Origin of the sequence: Rhodococcus sp. O3, assembly GCF_048897285.1 — a bacterium.
Lineage (GTDB): Bacteria > Actinomycetota > Actinomycetes > Mycobacteriales > Mycobacteriaceae > Rhodococcus.
The window spans coordinates 1-17,569 of sequence record NZ_JBMBTE010000069.1 but is presented as its reverse complement, the minus strand read 5'-3'; the positions used below and the strand labels follow the sequence as shown (position 1 = coordinate 17,569).

Sequence of the window (17,569 nt, the reverse complement as noted above, 5' to 3'; positions counted from 1 at the left end):
ACGCCGGCAACCGCACGGCTCGCCGCGCAGACGGTGTGTCGCACGCGCCGCCTACCCGGCAGGCACCGGTGGAGCGTGGTCCGGCGCGATCTGCGCACCGATCTCCCGGAACAGGGCCTGGGCCTGATTCGAGTATGCGCCGGTGTCGTCGAACGCTTCCGGACCGTAGGTCACCGCGACCGCGATCGCGACCTTCCGGTCCGGCAGGTACGCCTCGACCGCCGAGTACCCGGCGAACATCGGGTTCTGCAGCAGCCAGTCGCCGGAGATCACGACGCCCAGACCGTACGTGTAGCTCTCCGTCTGTTCGGCACACGTCGCGCAGCCGGGTTGTGCGTGCGTCCTGCCGCGCAGATCGGTCGAAACCATCGCTCGGTGCGACTCGGGGGAGAGCAACCGGCCGGTGCCCACCGCGACCGCGGTGTCGTGGAGATCGTATATGTTGCTGGTCTGGACCGCGCCGTTCGTGATCGTCCACGACGGATCCCAGAAGCTGGTCTCCTCGTAGAACGGCGTGGTCGGGGGAATACCCAGGAACTGGCGGCGCTCCGAACTGAACGCATGCAGCACGGGATCCGGGATCGCCGGGGTCTGCGCGCTATTGGTGTCGTCGAGCTGTAGTGGGTCCAGGATCCGTTCCTGCACAAGCGTTTCCACGGTCCTTCCGGTGATCTTCTCGAGGGCCAGGCCGAGGATCACGTAGTTGGTGTGGGCGTAGTTCCAGTTCGTGCCGGGCTCGTACAACAACGGTTTCGACGTCGCATACGAGAGAAGCTCCTCGGGTGTCCACGACCGGAACGGATCCGCGTAGATCGCATCCGCGAACGCGTCGTTACCGATGACGTAATCCGGGTAGCCCGAGGTCATCTGCGCGAGCTGGCCGAGAGTGACGCGGTCGGTGTGCGGGATGTCCGGCAGCCACCGGGACACCTTGTCCTCGAGCGACACCGTGCCCTCATCGACCAACTGCAGCAGCACCGTCGAGACGTACGAGATCGCGACGGCGCCGTTGCGGAAGTGCATGTCCGGGGTCGCGGGCACACCGGTCATCGACTCGCCGACCGCGCGCGTGACTATCTCCTCCCCGTCCTCGGTGACCCGGACGATCACCGCCCGCAGGTGACGGTCCGCCATCGCCTTCTCGACGATCCGCATGATCGCGTCGGCCTGCGCGGGGTCGGCGCTCTCGACGGCGGTGGGTGTCGGCACCGTGTCCTGCGACCCGTTCGACGACGAACACGCAGCCAACATCCCGAACGCGCAGAACAGTGCGAGAACCCTCCACCCGGTCGACATACCGGCAGTCTGTCAGGTCCGCCGCGACACTGCCGGTATTCTCGTCCCGTCGAACCTTCCGGGAACCGGGAACGGGCGGTGTACATGATCGAAAACGGCGTGATGGTGGTCGGAGTCGACGGGTCGCGGTCCGCTACCGATGCCGCGAAGTGGACGGCGGCGGTCGCGTCGCGTCGGCGATGCGGACTCCGCGTCGTGTACGTCCTGCCGGAGCCGCGCCGGCCGAGTACCGCGCCCGAGGTGGGTGGCCGGGAACCGTTGGCCGCGGAGCAATATCGCGCAGCGGAAGCGATCGTCACCGACGTCGTCACCGTCGTGCGCGCGTACTTCCCGCGGCTGGACGTCGAGGGCCGGGTCGAATCCGGGCCGGTCACCGCGGCACTCGCCGCCGCGAGCGAAGGTGCCCATATGGTCGTGCTGGGGCACAGCGGCAGCGGCAGCGGCGCACTCGAAGCACTGTTGCGCCGGTCCACGGCGCAGGATCTGGTGCGACGTGCCTCCTGCCCGGTCGCGAGCTGGCGGGGCCAGCCGGGCCGCCTTCCCGACGACGAGCGTCCGGTCGTCGTCGGTATCGACACGGGACCGCGCGGGGTGAGCGTCGCGCTGGTGGCGTTCGAGCTGGCCGCGTCGTTCGGTACCTCCGTGGTGGCGGTACACGCGTGGTTCTCGCTGCCGGGGGTGACCGAGCCGTCCCGTAGCGTGCCGCCGGAGGTCCTGGCCGCTCCTCGGGAGCGGTTTCCGCAGGTGCCTGTCGTCGAGGTGTCCGTCGAGGGAGATCCGGCCGACGTGCTGCTCGGGCACGCTGCCGATGCGCAGCTGATCTGCGTCGGCAGTCACGGGCGCGGCCGGTTCGCGGGCGCGGTGATCGGGTCGGTCGGCCGCGATGTGCTGCAGCGCAGCGAATGTCCCGTGGTGATCTGCCCGCCCGCGAGATAGGACTCCACGGCCGCGGATTCGGGTGCAGGCCGCGATGTTACGAATTCCTGCCGGGTGTCGATACCCGCTCTGTGCTCGACACGCGAGCGCACTCGACGAAGGGATGGGGAATTGAGGGGGAAGACCACGGCCGCGCTGTTGAGCAGCGCGGCCGCGATCGTGGCGGCCTGCACTGCGGTGGGGAATGCGCAGGCTGCCGTTCCGGCGCGGGAAGTGTTCCCGGCGCCACTGTTGCGGGAGGAAGCGCCGTGCGACGTGCAGATCGATCTCGCGGCACCCGAGGTGTTCGCGGCGATCGACGAGCTGCCTGCGCCGCAGCAGATTCCGGACGCGACCTGGCTCTACGCGTACAACGGCAACTACAACCGCTGCACCGACCTGAGCTACGCGCAGGTCGGGATCGTCGACGCCACCGGATGGTCGCCGACGCATCTGCTGTTGTTCCACCGCGGTAGTTATCTGGGCACGGCGACCGGATGCGCGCTGCACCCGACGGTCGTGGCGGAGACGGCCGACTCGATCCACGTCGAATACCACTACCCGCGTGAAGGGGAGATCCACGCTGCCGCGACCGGGTTCGCGGCGCAGACCTTCCGCTGGTGGGAGGGGGACGTGATCACGGAGGGCGAACTGCCCCACGACTACCTCGCGATGAACTTCTGCGAAGTGTGGTGACCGGCGCGCTCCCGGGCCCGTTCTCGTGACAGGCCCGGGAGCGCGTGCGATCGTGGGATGGCACGGAGAGCGGGGCGAACATGGTCACCCACACCCTCGACACCGATTACCTGGTGGTGGGCGCCGGCGCCGCCGGGATGGCGTTCACCGACGCGCTGATCGCCGATTCCGACGCCGACGTCGTCGTGGTCGACCGCCGGCATGCGCCGGGCGGGCACTGGAACGATGCCTACCCGTTCGTGAGGCTGCACCAGCCGTCGGCGTACTACGGGGTGAACTCGCTGCCGCTCGGCGCCGACACCATCGATCGGACCGGGCCGAACGCCGGTATGTACGAGCAGGCCGGGGCCGCCGAGATCTGCGGTTACTACGACCGGGTCATGCGCACGTCGTTGCTCGATTCCGGTGCGGTCCGGTACTTCCCGATGTGCGAATACGTCGGTGGGGAGCGCTTCGTGTCGCGACTGTCCGGTGAGTGCTTCGATGTGAAGGTTCGGAAGGTGTTGGTCGACGCCACCTATCTCGAACCGGCGGTCCCGGCGACCACTGCTCCGCCGTTCGCCGTCGCACCGGACGCGCGGTGCATTCCTGTCGGTGAGTTGCCGCATGTCGCGGGCCCGGCCGAGCGCTACGTGGTGATCGGTGCCGGCAAGACCGCGATAGACGCGTGCCTGTGGCTGCTGCAGACCGGTGTCGACCCGGACGCGATCCGGTGGATCAAGCCGCGGGAGGCGTGGCTGCGGAACCGGTTCTTCGCGCAGGGCGGCGAACTGGTCGACGATCTGATCGAGGGCATCGCGCGGCAGTTGGAATCGGCGGCGCACGCGACCTCGCCGGACGACCTGTTCGCCCGGCTCGAGGCGAGCGAACAGCTGTTCCGCGTCGACGACCGCGTCACACCCTCGATGTACAAGGCGCCGACGATGAGCACCGCCGAGCTGAAGACGCTCCGGCAGATCCGGGATGTGGTGCGGCTCGGGCATGTACGACGCCTCGACGGCCGGGAGATCCACCTCGACGGCGGCACCGTTGCGACGAGCCCGGACGCGGTGCACGTGCACTGCGCCGCCCGCGGCCTGAATCCGGCACCGGCCGTGCCGATCTTCGCGCCCGGCCGGATCACGCTGCAGCCCGTCCGGTCGGGACTCGTCCCGTTCAACGCGGCGATGGTCGGGTTCGTGGAGTCGACCGGTCGTCCACTGGACGAGAAGAACCGGCTGTGCCCGACGAACCGGTTGCCCGACGTTCCGCTCGACTGGGCGCGGGGTCTGCTCGTCGAGATGTCCGCCGACCGCATGTGGTCGAAGGAACCGGACATCGCGGACTGGCTCGAACGCTCCCGCCTCAACACCGGCAGAGGTCTGCGGCAGCATTTCGACCGGCCGAAGGTGCAGGACGCGATGGCTCGGTTCCTCGCGAACGTCCGTCCCGCGCTCGCGACACTGGCCGCGATGGTCCCGTAGAACGAGCCGCGGTTTGCGATGATCGACGGGCTCGGACGGGACGGCCCCGGCGGGCAGACCGGGCCCGACCCACGGCAGGAGAACGAGTGACCACGACCAGTCCCACCCCCCGAACTCGCCCGCGTCGGCACGTCCTGCGGTGGGTTCTGGCAGCGATCGTCGTGGTGCTCGCGATCGTTGCCGCGTCCTTCACCCTGACGCCGACGCCCGGGGCGCTTCTGGTCCGCGTGCTGTTCGATCGTGGCGCCCGTGAACAGACCGCGAAACTCGAGGTCGGGGCACCGGTCACCGATCTCGTCGCCGACGTGCCCTACCGCGCCGGCGACCCCGACGCATATCTCGACGTCTACACCCCGACCGGAACGACGACCGCGTTGCCGACGATCGTGTGGACGCACGGCGGTGCGTGGCTGTCCGGGGACCGGACGAACTATGCCGGCTACTATCGGCGGCTCGCGGACGCCGGGTTCACCGTGGTCTCGCTCGGCTACTCGCTCGCCCCCGGACATCGCTACCCGACGCCCGTGCACCAGCTCAACGACGCTCACGCCTACCTGGTCGAGCACGCGGACGAACTGCACATCGACCCGGATCACATCGTCCTGGCGGGTGATTCCGCGGGCGCGCAGTTGTCGGCGCAGCTCGCGGCGGCGGTCACCGACCCGTCCTATGCCGCGGCGATCGGGATCACCCCCGCGTTGACCCCGGAGCGGCTTCGCGGCGTGGTGCTCAACTGCGGCATCTACGACGTTCCCGCGATGGGCGGCAGCGGCGGCCTGATCGGGTGGGGCGTGAAACAGGCGCTGTGGGCCTACACGGGGGCACGGAACTTCGGCTCCTCGGAGGCGGCCGCGCAGATGTCCACGTTGCGGTGGGTCACCGGCGAGTTCCCCGCCACCTACATCACCGGCGGCAACGGCGATCCCCTCACGAACACCCAGTCGAAACCGTTGGCCGCGAAGCTCACCGATCTCGGTGTCACCGTCGACGCCCTGTTCTATCCCGAGGACCACGAGCCGGAACTGGGCCACGAGTACCAGTTCGATCTCTCGCTCGAAGACGCTCGGATCGCCCTCGAGCGGACGATCGAGTTCGCCCGCAAAGTGACCGAATCGGACCGCCCGGGGGCCTGATTCTCCGGACCGGACGGGCCCGCGGCAGGGCGTCGTCGTCTTTGCCGGGAGCGCTGTAGGAGACCCCCGCGGGGGACGCTATTGTTTGCGCCCATGTCCAAAGAATTTTCTTTCAGCGCCGATATCGACCACGACGTGGAGCGGGTCCACGCCGCCCTGACCAGCGAGGAGTACTGGAAGGGCCGCCTGGGCGGAAGCACGACCGGCTCAGTGGAGTTCGCTTCCCCGGCAGGTCCCGGCACGGTCCGGGTCACGCTCACCGACGAGACCGACACCTCGGGACTTCCCGCTGTTGTCCGCGGCATTCTGCGCGGCCCGCTGGTGATGCAGCGGACCGACGAGTGGGGCCCGCTCGAGGGCGGTGCCGCGCAGGGCACGCTGACCGGTGGCTCGTCCAGCTTCCCGGTGTCGATCGAGGGGCGCTCCGAGCTGCGCGCTCGCGACGGCGGTGCGGTCCTCGAGGTGCGCGGCCAGGTCACCGTCAAGGTTCCGGTCGTCGGTGGCCAGATCGAGGGTCTGGTCCTGCAGATGGTCGAGGCCATCGTCTCCGGTGACGGCAACGCTCTGAACGAGATCCTCTCCGGGAACTGATTCGTCGAGGGGCGTCGCGGGGCCGCGTGTGCGGTCCGGCGGCGCCCCGAACTTCTCAGCCGACCGGCACCGGGTCCTCGAGTGCCGTGGCTTCGACCACCTTCGAGACCCGCTCGGTGTCGGCGGTGGTCCACCCGTCGGGAGGCGCGATCGCCGCCCAGCCGTACGGGATCAGATCCTCGTAGTTGTGCCCGTGCCCGACCGGTGGTGAGGTGCCGCACATGACATCGCCCGCCACCTGCCAGAACGTGACGATCGGATACCAGCGCATCGACGGAACTCGGTCCGGGCCGGGAGGTTCGGAGAGCCAGTCGGGGCGGGTGAACAGCAGGTCCGGCCCCCACCACACGACCGGATCGGACGCGTGCTGCAGGTACAGGACCCGCGGCTCGAGCCACAGCTGCCCGTTCGATTCGAGCGTTTCCACGCTGTCGGCGAACCGCACCTCGAGACCGCCGTTGTAGGTGGGCAACACCTCGGTGCTGCCGGGATCGCGCCCGTCCACCAGCGAACGCCACAGGGTGTTCGAATTCGGTGGTCCGACGAACAACGCCCCGTCGACGGACGAGCGCAGGTCCGCGATGTCGTCGAACGCGGCCTCGGCGGACTGCGACCCGAGGCTCTCTCCGTAGACGAGCAGTCGGGGACGCGCATCCTCCGGAAGCTGCGACCACCGTTCCTGCACCCCGTCGATCAGCGCCCGGCCCGCGGAAGCCGCCGCGGACCCGTCGGTGAGGAACGAAATCCAGCTCGGCAGATACGAATACTGGATCGCGGCAATCGCGGTGTCCCCGTTGTACATCAGCTCGATCGAGTCCGCCGCGACCGGATTGACCCAGCCGGTGCCGGTGGTCGCGGACACCACGAGCACCTGCCGATCCCACGCCCCGGTGCGGTCGAGTTCGTCGAGCACCAGATCGACCTGGGCCGCGGTGTCCGGCGCCGACTCCAGTCCCGCATACACGCGGATCGGTTCACGGGCCGGGGCGCCGTTGATCGCGGTCAACTCCGCGGCCCGTGCGCCGCCGTCGACGAAGGACCGGCCCTGCCGGCCCAGGGTGTCCCATGGGGCCGCCGACATGGGGCTGCCGGACCGCTCGGGTTCGCCGGGCTGCGTGTCGCCGGGATCGGTGCTGTTGTTGTCGCCGGAGAAGACCAGGTTCGCGGCCTTGGAGCTGCCGGCCAGCAGTACCTGGTCGACGAACACGACGACGAGGACGGCCAGCAGGACCGGGGCCACGACGTGGGCGACCGGAACCGGAATGTGCAGGCGCGCACCGAGAAACCGCGCGAACGCCTCGGCGAGGCGGCGCAGGCCGCGGGCGATCAGCAGCACCACGGCGAAGACGGCGGCGACGACGAGACCGGTGCGCAGATACGCGAACGAGGAGGTTTCATCCATGCCCATGAGGGCTTCGATCTCGTTCTGCCGATCGGCGGCGACGAGCAGCGCCGCAACCACCAATGCGACGACGAGCACCGCCACCACGGCCTGGGCGACCTGCCGGACCGCGTGGCGCCGGCGCCACCACGTCAGGCGCGGCACGATCCACCGTCGTGCCGGATAGGCGACGAGCACGCCGATGCCGTAGCCGGTCACGGCGGTGATGCCGCTGATCAGCCCCTGATACAGCCAGTCCCGGGGGATCAAGGACGGGCTCAGGCTCCACGCGAAGAACAGCAGGGCGACGACGAGCCCGACGAAATCCAGTCCGAGGACCGTCACGGGATGAGCACGGGTGTCGTCGGCGTCGGGCGCGTCCGTGCCCGGCGCGTCGGGGGTTCGTGGGGCGTTCACCCGCCGACACTAACCCGCGCCGATGCGTCGCGGCGCCGCGGCGAACCGCCGTCAGTCACCCACCCGTTCGCCGGTTTCGACGTCGAACAGGTGCACCGTGCCTTCGCGCTTGCGCAGGTGCACGGTGTCGGCGAGCCGGGCGGGGGTGCGGGTCAGCGCCCGCGCGACCACCTGGTTCCCGCTGTCGGGGATCCGCGTGTACAGATACGACTCGCTGCCGAGTTCCTCGACGAGTTCGACGACGGCCTCGACGCCCTCGTCGGCGATCTCGAAGTCCTCCGGCCGGATACCGGCGGTCACCTCGTCGATGCCGGCCGCGTGCAGCTTGGCGATCCGCTCCCGTTCGACGGGGACGACGGTGCTGCCGACGACGACGCCGTCGTCGGCGACCCGCGCCGTGAGCAGGTTCATCGAGGGGGAGCCGATGAAACCGGCGACGAAGGCGTTGGCGGGACGGTCGTAGAGTTCGGTGGGGCTGGAGAACTGCTGCAGCACCCCCTTCTTCAGGACGGCCACGCGATCGCCCATCGTCATTGCCTCGACCTGGTCGTGGGTGACGTACACGGTGGTGGTGCCCAGGCGTCGCTGCAGCGCCGCGATCTCCGTGCGGGTCTGCACACGCAGCTTCGCGTCGAGATTCGACAGCGGCTCGTCCATGCAGAACACCTGCGGTTCACGCACGATCGCGCGTCCCATCGCGACCCGCTGACGCTGTCCGCCCGAGAGCTTGGCCGGCTTGCGATCGAGGTAGTCGGTGAGGTCGAGGATCTTCGCGGCCTCCTCGACCTTGCGGCGACGCTCGTCGGCGCTCACGCCGCGCATCTTGAGCGCGAAGCCCATGTTCTCGGCCACCGTCTTGTTCGGATACAGCGCGTAGTTCTGGAAGACCATCGCGATGTCCCGGTCCTTCGACGGCACTCCGGTCATGTCCTTGCCGCCGATCGAGATCGACCCCTCGTCGATGTCCTCGAGCCCGGCGAGCATCCGCAGCGCCGTGCTCTTGCCGGAGCCGGACGGCCCGACCAGGACCACGAATTCACCGTCCTCGATGTCGAGGTTCAGCGAGTCGACCGCGAACGTGTCGGAGTTCTCGTAGATGCACGAGGCGTTGGCGTAGGTGATGTCGGCCATGATGGAAGTCCTTGCTGGTAACGGGAATCGGGTCTACTTGATGGCGCCGAACGACAGACCGCGCACGAGCTTGTTCTGCGCGAGCCAGCCGGCGAGGACGACCGGAAGCGCCGCCATCGTCGCCGCGGCGGACAGTCGCGCCCAGTACAGTCCCTCACCGGTGATGAAGCCGACGAGGAAGACCGGAATCGTCTGTGCCTGAACGGCGGTGAGGTTGACCGCGAAGAAGAATTCGTTCCACGAGAAGATCACGCAGATCAGTGCGGTCGCGGCGATGCCGGGGGAGACCAGGGGCAGGATCAGCTCCCGCACCGCGGTCCACAGGCTCGCGCCGTCCATGCTCGCCGCCTCCAGGAGTTCGCCCGGAACCTCGAGGAAGAACGAGCGCATCATCCACACCGCGATGGGCAGATTCATCGCCGTGTAGAGGACGATCAGGGCCCAGATGTTGTCGAGCAGACCGACCTCGGCGACGATCACGTACAGCGGGATGATCGCGGCGACGATCGGCAGCATCTTTGTGCTGATGAAGAAGAACAGCACGTCCTTGGTCTTGCGCACCGGGCGCAGCGACAGTGCGAACGCCGCCGGAATGCCCAGCAGGAGAACCAGGATCGTCGAGACGATCGTGGCGAACGCCGAGTTGAGCAGGCTCGTCCCGACTCCCGTCTCGAACACCCCCCGGAACTGGTCCAGGGTGGGGGAGAAGAAGAACTTCGGTGGATCGGAGTAGGCATCGGCCTCCTGCTTGAACGCGGTGAGCACCATCCAGAAGACGGGGAAGAAGAATCCGATGGCCGCGATCCAGGCGACCACTCCCCACGGATTCATCCGGCGGTTCTTGCGCTTACGCGCGGTCCGGGCGACGCGGCCGGTGGGTGCCGCGGTGTCCGATGCCTGCGGCGTCGTGACGGTGGTGCTCATGCCGCTTCCTCCTTGCCGGTGAACGATGTGAAGATCAGGCGCAGGGCGAAGGTTGCGACGACGATGGTGCCGACGACGACCACCACGCCCATGGCGGCGGCCTGACCGATGTCGAAGCCGAGGAATGCGCGCTGGTAGATGTAGAACGGCAGGTTGGCGCTGGCCGTGCCGGGACCACCCTGGGTCATCATGTAGATGGCGTCGAACGTGTTGACCAGATAGATCGCGCCGAGCACGGTACCGAGTTCGATGAACCGGCGCAGGTGGGGCAGCGTCAGTTCGCGGAACAGGGCGAAGGCCCCGGCCCCGTCGACCCGTCCCGCCTCGAGGATGTCCCGGGGCATCGACTGCAGGCCGGCGAGGATGAGCAGCATCATGAACGGCGTCCACTGCCAGACCAGCGCGATCATGACCGCGGGCAACGGGAATCGGCTGATCCAGTCGACCTCCCCGACACCGAACGGCGAGAGCACGAAGTTGACGATGCCGAAGACGGGATCGAACATCGCCGTCTTCCACACCAGGGCCGCGGCCACCGGCGTGACCAGGAACGGTGTGATCAGCAGCGTCCGGGCGATGCCCCGTCCGAGGAAGGCCCGGTCGAGCAGCAGGGCGAGCATGAGGCCGAGGATCACCGAGATCAGCACCGTGCCGACGATGAGGACGACGGTGTTGATCGCCACCTGCCAGAACTGGCTGTCCTGGAAGACGTCGACGTAGTTCTGGAGTCCGACGAACCGGCGGGAGCCGGGGCTGACGAGGTTCCACGACTGCGTCGAGTAGAACAGGGTGAACAGGAACGGAACCTGGGTGACCACGATCGTGAAGACCAGGGCCGGGAGCAGTGGACCGCGCCGGCGCCAGCCCTCGGTCCGCGAGACCCTCTCCTCCTTGGAGTCCCGGAGGGAACGGATGCGCTCGGTCGTGTCCGGTGTCGGACGCTGCGTTGCAGGTGCGGTCATGACGACGCCTCCCGATAGGTCTCGCCGACGGCCTCGGCGTACTTCTGTGCTTGCTCGAGTGCCTCGTCGACGGTCTGGCGTCCGGCGATGGCTGCGCTGATCTGCTGGCTGACCCGGGTGCCGAGATCCTGGAACTCGGGGATGGCCACGAACTGGATGCCTGTGTAGGGCACGGGATCGACCGTGGGGTTGTTCTGATCGGCGGTCTCGATGGATTCGAGGGTAATCGGGCCGTAGGCGGCTGCGGCCTCGGCGTATTCGGGAATCTCGTAGGTCGACAACCGGCTGCCCGGCGGAACCCGTTCCCAGCCGAGTTGCTCGCCGACGGTGCGCAGGTAGTCCCGGTCGGTCATCCACGAGATGAACTTCCACGCGTCGTCGGTGTGTTCACTGCTCGCCGGGATGCCGAGCGACCAGGTGTACAACCAGCCGGACGGATCCTTCTCCTGCACCGGAGCTGCCGCGTACCCGATCTTCCCGACGACGTTGCTCGACGCGGGATCCTCGAGCGTCGACACCGCGGACGTCGAGTCGTACCACATGGCGACCCGGCCCTGGGCGAGTTGCGTTGCGCACTCGCTGAATCCGCTCGTGGCGGCACCCGGCTGGCCGTACTCGCGGACGAGATCGACGTAGAACTGCACGGCCTCGCGGAATTCGGGACTGTTCAGCTGCGCGTTCCAGTTCTCGTCGAACCACCGGCCGCCGAACGTGTTGACGACGGTGTCGAGCGGCGCGAGCAGTTCGCCCCAGCCGGGCTTGCCGCGCAGGCAGATCCCGTTCACGTCCGGGCCGTCGAGTCGCGCGGCGGCGTCGGCGACCTCGCTCCAGGTCGGGGGATCGGACAGCGTGATTCCGGCTTCCTCGAACAGGTCCTTGCGGTACATGAGGAACGAGGATTCGCCGTAGAACGGCACCGAATACAGATCGCCCTCGTACGACAGTGCTTCCCGCAGCGACGGGATGATGTCGTCCGCGTCGTAACCCTCGGTCTGCTCGATGTACGGCGACAGGTTGGTCAGCCACCCGTACTCCGCCCACTGGGGCGTCTCGTAGTTGCTGATCATCACGACGTCGAACTCGCCCCCGCCCATCGCCGTGGAGGCGGTGATCTTGGCGCGGGCCTGGTTCTCGGAGAGGGTGACGAATTTCAGGTCGATCTCGGGATTCTCGGCTTCGAACTGCGAGGCGAGTTGCTGTGCGTCCTGCATCTGGGAGTTCGACACCATCGCGATGGTGACGGTCCGGCCGGACGTGCCGAGGGATCCGGCGCCGGCGCATCCGCTGAGCGCGAGGCACAGGGTTGCGGCGCCCGCGACGGCCGCGCGGGTGGATTTCCTTGCTGTAGGCACGATGGGCTACCTCGTTTCGGTGCTGTTCATCCGTCGGAGACGGGTGCTGTTCATCCGTCGGAGACGGGTGCTGACTCGTCGTGCACGGAGGCTGTGTCGGGGGCCCGGTCCGTACCGAGCAGGTACTGGGCGCAGGCGATGTCGCACACGAGCATCGTGGCGAGCCCACCGCGGAGCGCGGCGAGGACGGCGCGGTGCTTCGATTGCCCTCCTGTAACGAGAACAGTTGTGGTGCAGTCTCTTACATCGTCCAGTGGAACGGACATCGTGCGTGCCTCGAGGTCGCCGTGGACGGGGGTGCCGTCGGCGTGGAAGAACCGGCCGCCGATCTCCCCGACCGCACCGAGGCCGTCTAGTTCGTCGAGCATGGTGGTGTCGAGGAAGCTGCCCTCGAACAGGGTGGTGGCCGTGGAGACGGCGCCGACGCCGAAGATCATCGTGTCGGCGTTGCGACCGGCCTCGAGGGTGCGGGAGATGAGCGAGTCGGCGCGCATCGACGCCACGGTCGCCGCGTCGGCGTAGAGGGGAGTGGGAAGCCGAAGCGGTTGTGCCCGGAGTTGTTCCGCGCACCGGCCGAGGACGAACTCGGTGCCGGTCTGGTAGGTGCTCGCGGAGGCCGAGCCGTCGAGCTGGACGATCCGCGCGCACGTGGCGACACCGGAGGGCAGGGCCTGCGCGACGGCGACGGTTTCCGGTCCCCACGTGAACCCGAGGGTGTCGGTCGGGCGGATGCGGCGGGTGAGCAGAGCCGCGGCGGCGCGCCCGAGCGCGGCGAAGCTCGCGGAGTCCTCGACCGGGCCGGTGTCGTCGACGCGGGTGCCGACCACCACGGCTTCGGTGAGGCCGTACCGCTCCTCGAGGGCGCGTTCGAGGTCGGCGTGCAGGTCGTCGCGCAGGGAGGGCGGCACGGCGACCTCGATGCGCACGATTCCCTGGGTTCGGGCCCGGGCCACCAGGCGGCCTGCGGTGGGCCGGGAGACTCCGAGACGCTGGGCGACCTCGGCCTGGGTGAGTCCGTCGAGGTAGTAGAGCGTCGCGGCGCGCACGGCGAGGCGCAGGTCCTCGGGTGTCGCCGAGGTGTCCTTCTCCGCGGTGGGGGTCGGTCCGGGCGTGGTCACGCGCTCTCCTAGGCTCGTGAGCATTTGCTCAGAGGTGCGTTAATTTGCTCACTACGCTAGCATCGCAGTGTGACCTACACAACAGTCGCCGGTTCGATCGCCCGAACCATGCGCGCCGCGGTTCTCGTGGAACCGGGCCGAATCGAGATGCAGGAGCGCCCCGTACCCGCTCCCGGCCCCGGGGACGTCCTCGTCCGGGTCACCACGGTCGGGGTGTGCGGATCGGACACGCACTACTACCGGGAAGGGCGGATAGGCGAGTTCGTCGTCACCGACCCCCTCGTTCTGGGGCACGAAGCGGCCGGGGTCGTCGTCGCCGTCGGCGAGGGTGTGCCCGCGCACCGGATCGGGGAGCGGGTGTCGATCGAACCGCAACGCCCCGACCCGCTCACCGAGGAGACCCGGCGCGGCGACTACAACCTGTGCCCGCACATGCGGTTCTTCGCCACCCCGCCCGTCGACGGGGCGCTGTGCGAGTACGTCACCATCGGCGCCGCCTTCGCGCACCCCGTGCCGGAGACGGTCTCGGACGACGCCGCGGCCCTGTGTGAACCGCTGTCCGTCGGCATCGCCGCCGTGCGCAAGGCCCGGATCACGGCCGGATCGCGCGTCCTGGTCACCGGGGCCGGACCGGTCGGCATCGTCGTCGCCCAGGTCGCCCGGGCCTTCGGTGCGCTCGAGATCGTGGTGACCGACCTCGACCAACGACGCCGCACGAGCGCACTGTCGTACGGTGCCACCCGCGCACTTGACCCGCGCGTCGACGACCCGGCGAACCTGCAGGTGGACAGCTACATCGACGCCTCCGGCGCCCCGAGTGCGGTGGACTCCGGGATCCGGGCGGTCCGTCCCGGCGGCACCGTCGTACTCGTCGGCGCCGGCGCGGAGACGATGACCCTTCCGGTGCAGATCGTCCAGAACCGTGAACTCGTCCTGACCGGCGTGTTCCGCTACGCGAACACCTGGCCGACGGCGCTCGCCCTCGTCGAGTCGGGACGGGTCGATCTCGACTCGATGGTCACCGCGCGGTTCTCGCTCGACAAGACCGCCGAGGCGCTCGAATCCGACCGGACGCCCGGGAACATCAAGGCCGTCGTCGACGTGACCGACCGGCCCGGAGAGGAATGACCGCCATGCGCGTGAGCCGGCAGACACTGCCCCACCTGCAGGTACCCGTACCGAGTTATCGCCGCGAGGACGTCACCGTCGGCATCGTGCATTTCGGTGTCGGCGGCTTCCACCGCGCCCACCAGGCCATGTACGTCGACCGTCTCCTCGAACAGGGGCTGGCGCAGGACTGGGGCATCTGCGGCGTCGGGGTGATGCCGCGCGACCGCCGGATGCAGGAGGCTCTCGATGAGCAGGACTGCCTCTACACCCTCGTCCTCACGCACCCGGACGGCAGGTGGGAGCCGCGGGTGATCGGATCGATCGTCGACTACCGCTACGCCCCCGACGATCCCGAGGTCGTCGTCGAACTCCTCGCGGCGCCGACCACGCGGATCGTCTCGCTGACCATCACCGAAGGTGGTTACAACATCCGGCACGACACCGGTGAATTCGACGCCGACGATCCCGCGGTCCGGCGCGACCTCGACTCCGGCGAGCCGCCGGCCACCGTGTTCGGGCTCGTCACCGAGGCTCTCGCCCGTCGGCGTGCCCGTGGACTGCGAGCGCCGACGGTGATGTCCTGCGACAACATCGAAGGCAACGGCGACGTCGCCCGGCGGGTGTTCACCGCCTACGCCCGGCTCGTCGATCCCGGACTGGCACAGTGGATCTCCGACAACGTCCGGTTCCCGAACTCGATGGTCGACCGGATCACCCCCGTCACGACCGACGAGGTCGTGACGGCACTGTCCGCACGCTTCGACGTGCAGGACCGCTGGCCGGTCGCCGCCGAACCGTTCACCGCGTGGGTCCTCGAGGAGGATTTCGCGGACGGCCGGCCCCCCTTCGAGAAGGCCGGGGTGCAGGTCGTCGACGACGTCGCGCCCTACGAACTGATGAAACTGCGCCTGCTCAACGCCGGTCATCAGGGACTCGGCTATTTCGCGTATCTGATGGGATACCGGCTCGTCCACGACGCCGCACAGGACCCGCTCATCGCCGGATTCCTCCGCGACTACATGGACAGTGAGGCCACGCCCACGCTGAAACCGGTGCCGGGTATCGATCTCGACGACTACAAGCGCACGCTCATCGAACGCTTCGCCAACCCCGAGATCCGCGACACCGTCGCCCGATTGTGTGCCGAATCGTCCGACCGGATCCCCAAATGGCTGGTGCCGGTGATCCGGGAGAACCTGGCCGCAGGAGGTCCCGTGCGATTGTCCGCCGCCATCGTCGCGTCGTGGGCCCGCTACGCCGAGGGCGTCGACGAACACGGGCAACCCATCGAGGTGGTCGACCGGCTCGCCGACACGCTCGTTCCCCTCGCGCGCCGGCAACGGTCACACCCCACGGCGTTCGTCGAGAACACCGACGTGTTCGGCGATCTCGCCGGCAACCACCGCTTCGTCGACGCCTACACCCGGGCGCTCGACAGCCTGCACCGCGAAGGTGCACGGGCCACGCTGAAAGAGCTTGCGGGAGAACGACGATGAACGGGCACGCGCTGGTGGTCGGAGAAGCGCTCGTCGACATCGTGCAGCGGGACGGGAAGGAACCCGTCGAACACGTGGGCGGAAGCCCGCTCAACGTCGCGGTCGGGCTCGGACGTCTCGGCCGGGCGGTGCAGTTCACGACGCGGGTCGCGGACGATCCGCGGGGCACCCGCATCATCGAACACCTCGCCGGATCCGGCGTGCGCCTGACCCCGGGCAGTGCCGCCGCCGAACGCACCGCCACCGCACAGGCCACGATCGACGACCGAGGCGCCGCCCACTACGACTTCGACATCGCCTGGGATCCCGTCGAACCCCCACCCACGGTCGACGCCGTCCTCCTGCACACCGGATCCATCGCCACCGTGCTGGAACCGGGATGCGACCTCGTCGCGGAACTGGTTGCGCAGCAGTCGAGCACATCCACGGTCAGTTTCGACCCCAACATCCGGCCGGCGCTGATCTCCGATCCCGCCCGGGGCCGGGCCCGTATCGAACGCCTCGTCGCGCTCGCGGACGTCGTCAAGGCCAGCGACGAGGACCTCGCGTGGTTCGCGCCCGACCGCGATCCCCTCGACACCGCACGCGACTGGCTCTCGCGCGGACCGGCGATCGTCGCCGTCACCCGCGGCGCGCAAGGCGCCGTGGCGGTGTGCGCGGCAGGTGTCGTCGAAATCCCGGCGGTACAGGTCGAGGTGGCCGACACCGTCGGTGCCGGCGACGCCTTCACCGCCGGACTGCTCGACGGCCTGTGGACCCGCGGCCTGCTCGGTGCCGACCGGCGGGACGCGTTGGGTGCCATCACCGTCGACGACCTGCGCGACGTGCTCGGGACGGCGGCGTGGACGTCGGCGCTGACCGTCGCGCGTGCCGGAGCCGACCTGCCCACCCGTGCCGAGCGGGACGCCGCCCAGGAGGGCGTCTCGTGACCCCCGCCGACGGAGTCGGTTCGTCCAGCCCCGCCGACGGAGTCGGTTCGTCCACGCTCGTCGCCGGAGTGGACTCGTCCACGCAGTCCTGCAAGGTCGTCGTGTGCGACGCCGAGACCGGAGCCGTCGTGCGCGAGGGCCGCGCGGCGCATCCGCCCGGCACCGAAGTGGATCCGGCGGCGTGGCGGTCGGCTTACGAGACGGCGTGTACGGAGGCCGGGGGACTCGACGACGTCGCGGCCGTCGCGGTCGGGGCGCAGCAGCACGGCATGGTGTGCCTCGACGACGAGGGTGCCGTCGTGCGCGATGCGCTGCTGTGGAACGACACCCGGTCATCGACTGCCGCACAGGATCTCGTCGACGAACTCGGTGGAGCCGCGGCATGGGCCGACGCCGTGGGCGTGGTTCCGCTCGCCGCGATCACCGTCGCGAAGGCCCGGTGGCTCGCCGACCACGAACCCGGCAACGCACGGCGCACCGCCGCGCTGTGCCTGCCGCACGACTGGCTCACCTGGACCTTGCGCACCGACCGGACCGTCGACGCTCTGGTCACCGACCGCAGCGACGCCAGCGGCACCGGATATTTCGACGCGGCAACCGACACCTATCGGCACGATCTGCTCGAACTGGCGCTGCGCCGCCGGCCTCCGGTTCT

Annotated in this window: 16 protein-coding genes; 9 read left to right on the top strand and 7 right to left on the bottom strand. The window is 68.9% G+C overall.

Annotated features, from left to right (window positions below; translation table 11 throughout):
* Nucleotides 1-51: 51 nt before the first annotated feature.
* Nucleotides 52-1,296 carry a serine hydrolase domain-containing protein gene (locus ACN675_RS18685; RefSeq protein ID WP_420752255.1) on the bottom strand — a complete coding sequence of 415 codons (1,245 nt, stop codon included), beginning with the start codon at nt 1,294-1,296 and terminating at the stop codon, nt 52-54.
* Nucleotides 1,297-1,380: 84 nt separating this feature from the next.
* On the opposite strand from ACN675_RS18685, the gene ACN675_RS18680 reads away from it, so the two are divergent.
* The 5 genes from ACN675_RS18680 (at nt 1,381) to ACN675_RS18660 (ending at nt 6,094) form a co-directional block, all read left to right on the top strand.
* A complete protein-coding gene (locus ACN675_RS18680; RefSeq protein ID WP_420752271.1) occupies nt 1,381-2,232 on the top strand; it encodes a universal stress protein in 852 nt (283 codons plus the stop codon).
* Nucleotides 2,233-2,343: 111 nt separating this feature from the next.
* Nucleotides 2,344-2,907, top strand: coding sequence for an LppP/LprE family lipoprotein (locus tag ACN675_RS18675; protein ID WP_420752254.1), 564 nt, complete (start codon nt 2,344-2,346; stop codon nt 2,905-2,907).
* Nucleotides 2,908-2,951: 44 nt separating this feature from the next.
* Nucleotides 2,952-4,370, top strand: coding sequence for an NAD(P)-binding protein (locus ACN675_RS18670; protein ID WP_420752253.1), 1,419 nt, complete (start codon nt 2,952-2,954; stop codon nt 4,368-4,370).
* Between the two features lie 86 nt (nt 4,371-4,456).
* Nucleotides 4,457-5,503, top strand: coding sequence for an alpha/beta hydrolase (locus ACN675_RS18665; RefSeq protein ID WP_420752252.1), 1,047 nt, complete (start codon nt 4,457-4,459; stop codon nt 5,501-5,503).
* Nucleotides 5,504-5,596: 93 nt separating this feature from the next.
* Nucleotides 5,597-6,094, top strand: coding sequence for a DUF2505 domain-containing protein (locus ACN675_RS18660; protein ID WP_420752251.1), 498 nt, complete (start codon nt 5,597-5,599; stop codon nt 6,092-6,094).
* A 55-nt stretch (nt 6,095-6,149) separates the two neighbouring features.
* On the opposite strand, the gene ACN675_RS18655 is transcribed toward ACN675_RS18660, so the two are convergent.
* From ACN675_RS18655 to ACN675_RS18630, 6 genes are read right to left on the bottom strand one after another with little or no spacing between them, the layout of a single operon-like run.
* Nucleotides 6,150-7,892, bottom strand: a complete 1,743-nt coding sequence (locus ACN675_RS18655) for an alpha/beta hydrolase (protein ID WP_420752250.1) — start codon at nt 7,890-7,892, stop codon at nt 6,150-6,152.
* Between the two features lie 51 nt (nt 7,893-7,943).
* On the bottom strand, nt 7,944-9,023 hold the full coding sequence (locus ACN675_RS18650) for an ABC transporter ATP-binding protein (RefSeq protein ID WP_420752249.1): 1,080 nt from the start codon (nt 9,021-9,023) through the stop codon (nt 7,944-7,946).
* A 33-nt stretch (nt 9,024-9,056) separates the two neighbouring features.
* Nucleotides 9,057-9,947 carry a carbohydrate ABC transporter permease gene (locus ACN675_RS18645; protein ID WP_420752248.1) on the bottom strand — a complete coding sequence of 297 codons (891 nt, stop codon included), beginning with the start codon at nt 9,945-9,947 and terminating at the stop codon, nt 9,057-9,059.
* Complete coding sequence (locus tag ACN675_RS18640; RefSeq protein WP_420752247.1) at nt 9,944-10,909, bottom strand: carbohydrate ABC transporter permease; 966 nt, start codon at nt 10,907-10,909, stop codon at nt 9,944-9,946. The genes ACN675_RS18645 and ACN675_RS18640 overlap by 4 nt, the downstream gene beginning before the upstream one ends.
* Nucleotides 10,906-12,261 (bottom strand): ABC transporter substrate-binding protein, encoded by a 1,356-nt coding sequence (locus tag ACN675_RS18635; RefSeq protein WP_420752246.1) that lies wholly within the window; start codon nt 12,259-12,261, stop codon nt 10,906-10,908. Before ACN675_RS18635 ends, ACN675_RS18640 begins: the two co-directional genes overlap by 4 nt.
* 50 nt (nt 12,262-12,311) lie before the next feature.
* Nucleotides 12,312-13,403: a sugar-binding transcriptional regulator gene (locus ACN675_RS18630; protein ID WP_420752245.1), complete on the bottom strand. Its 1,092-nt coding sequence runs from the start codon at nt 13,401-13,403 to the stop codon at nt 12,312-12,314.
* An 84-nt stretch (nt 13,404-13,487) separates the two neighbouring features.
* On the opposite strand from ACN675_RS18630, the gene ACN675_RS18625 reads away from it, so the two are divergent.
* The 4 genes from ACN675_RS18625 to ACN675_RS18610 all read left to right on the top strand — a co-directional run.
* Nucleotides 13,488-14,507 (top strand): NAD(P)-dependent alcohol dehydrogenase, encoded by a 1,020-nt coding sequence (locus ACN675_RS18625; RefSeq protein WP_420752270.1) that lies wholly within the window; start codon nt 13,488-13,490, stop codon nt 14,505-14,507.
* A 5-nt stretch (nt 14,508-14,512) separates the two neighbouring features.
* Nucleotides 14,513-15,985 carry a mannitol dehydrogenase family protein gene (locus tag ACN675_RS18620; RefSeq protein WP_420752269.1) on the top strand — a complete coding sequence of 491 codons (1,473 nt, stop codon included), beginning with the start codon at nt 14,513-14,515 and terminating at the stop codon, nt 15,983-15,985.
* Entirely contained in the window at nt 15,982-16,914 is a 933-nt protein-coding gene (locus ACN675_RS18615) for a carbohydrate kinase family protein (protein ID WP_420752244.1), read from the top strand. Before ACN675_RS18620 ends, ACN675_RS18615 begins: the two co-directional genes overlap by 4 nt.
* The coding region (locus ACN675_RS18610) for an FGGY family carbohydrate kinase (RefSeq protein ID WP_420752243.1) at nt 16,911-17,569 on the top strand (659 nt) is incomplete at its 3' end. The genes ACN675_RS18615 and ACN675_RS18610, both read left to right, overlap by 4 nt.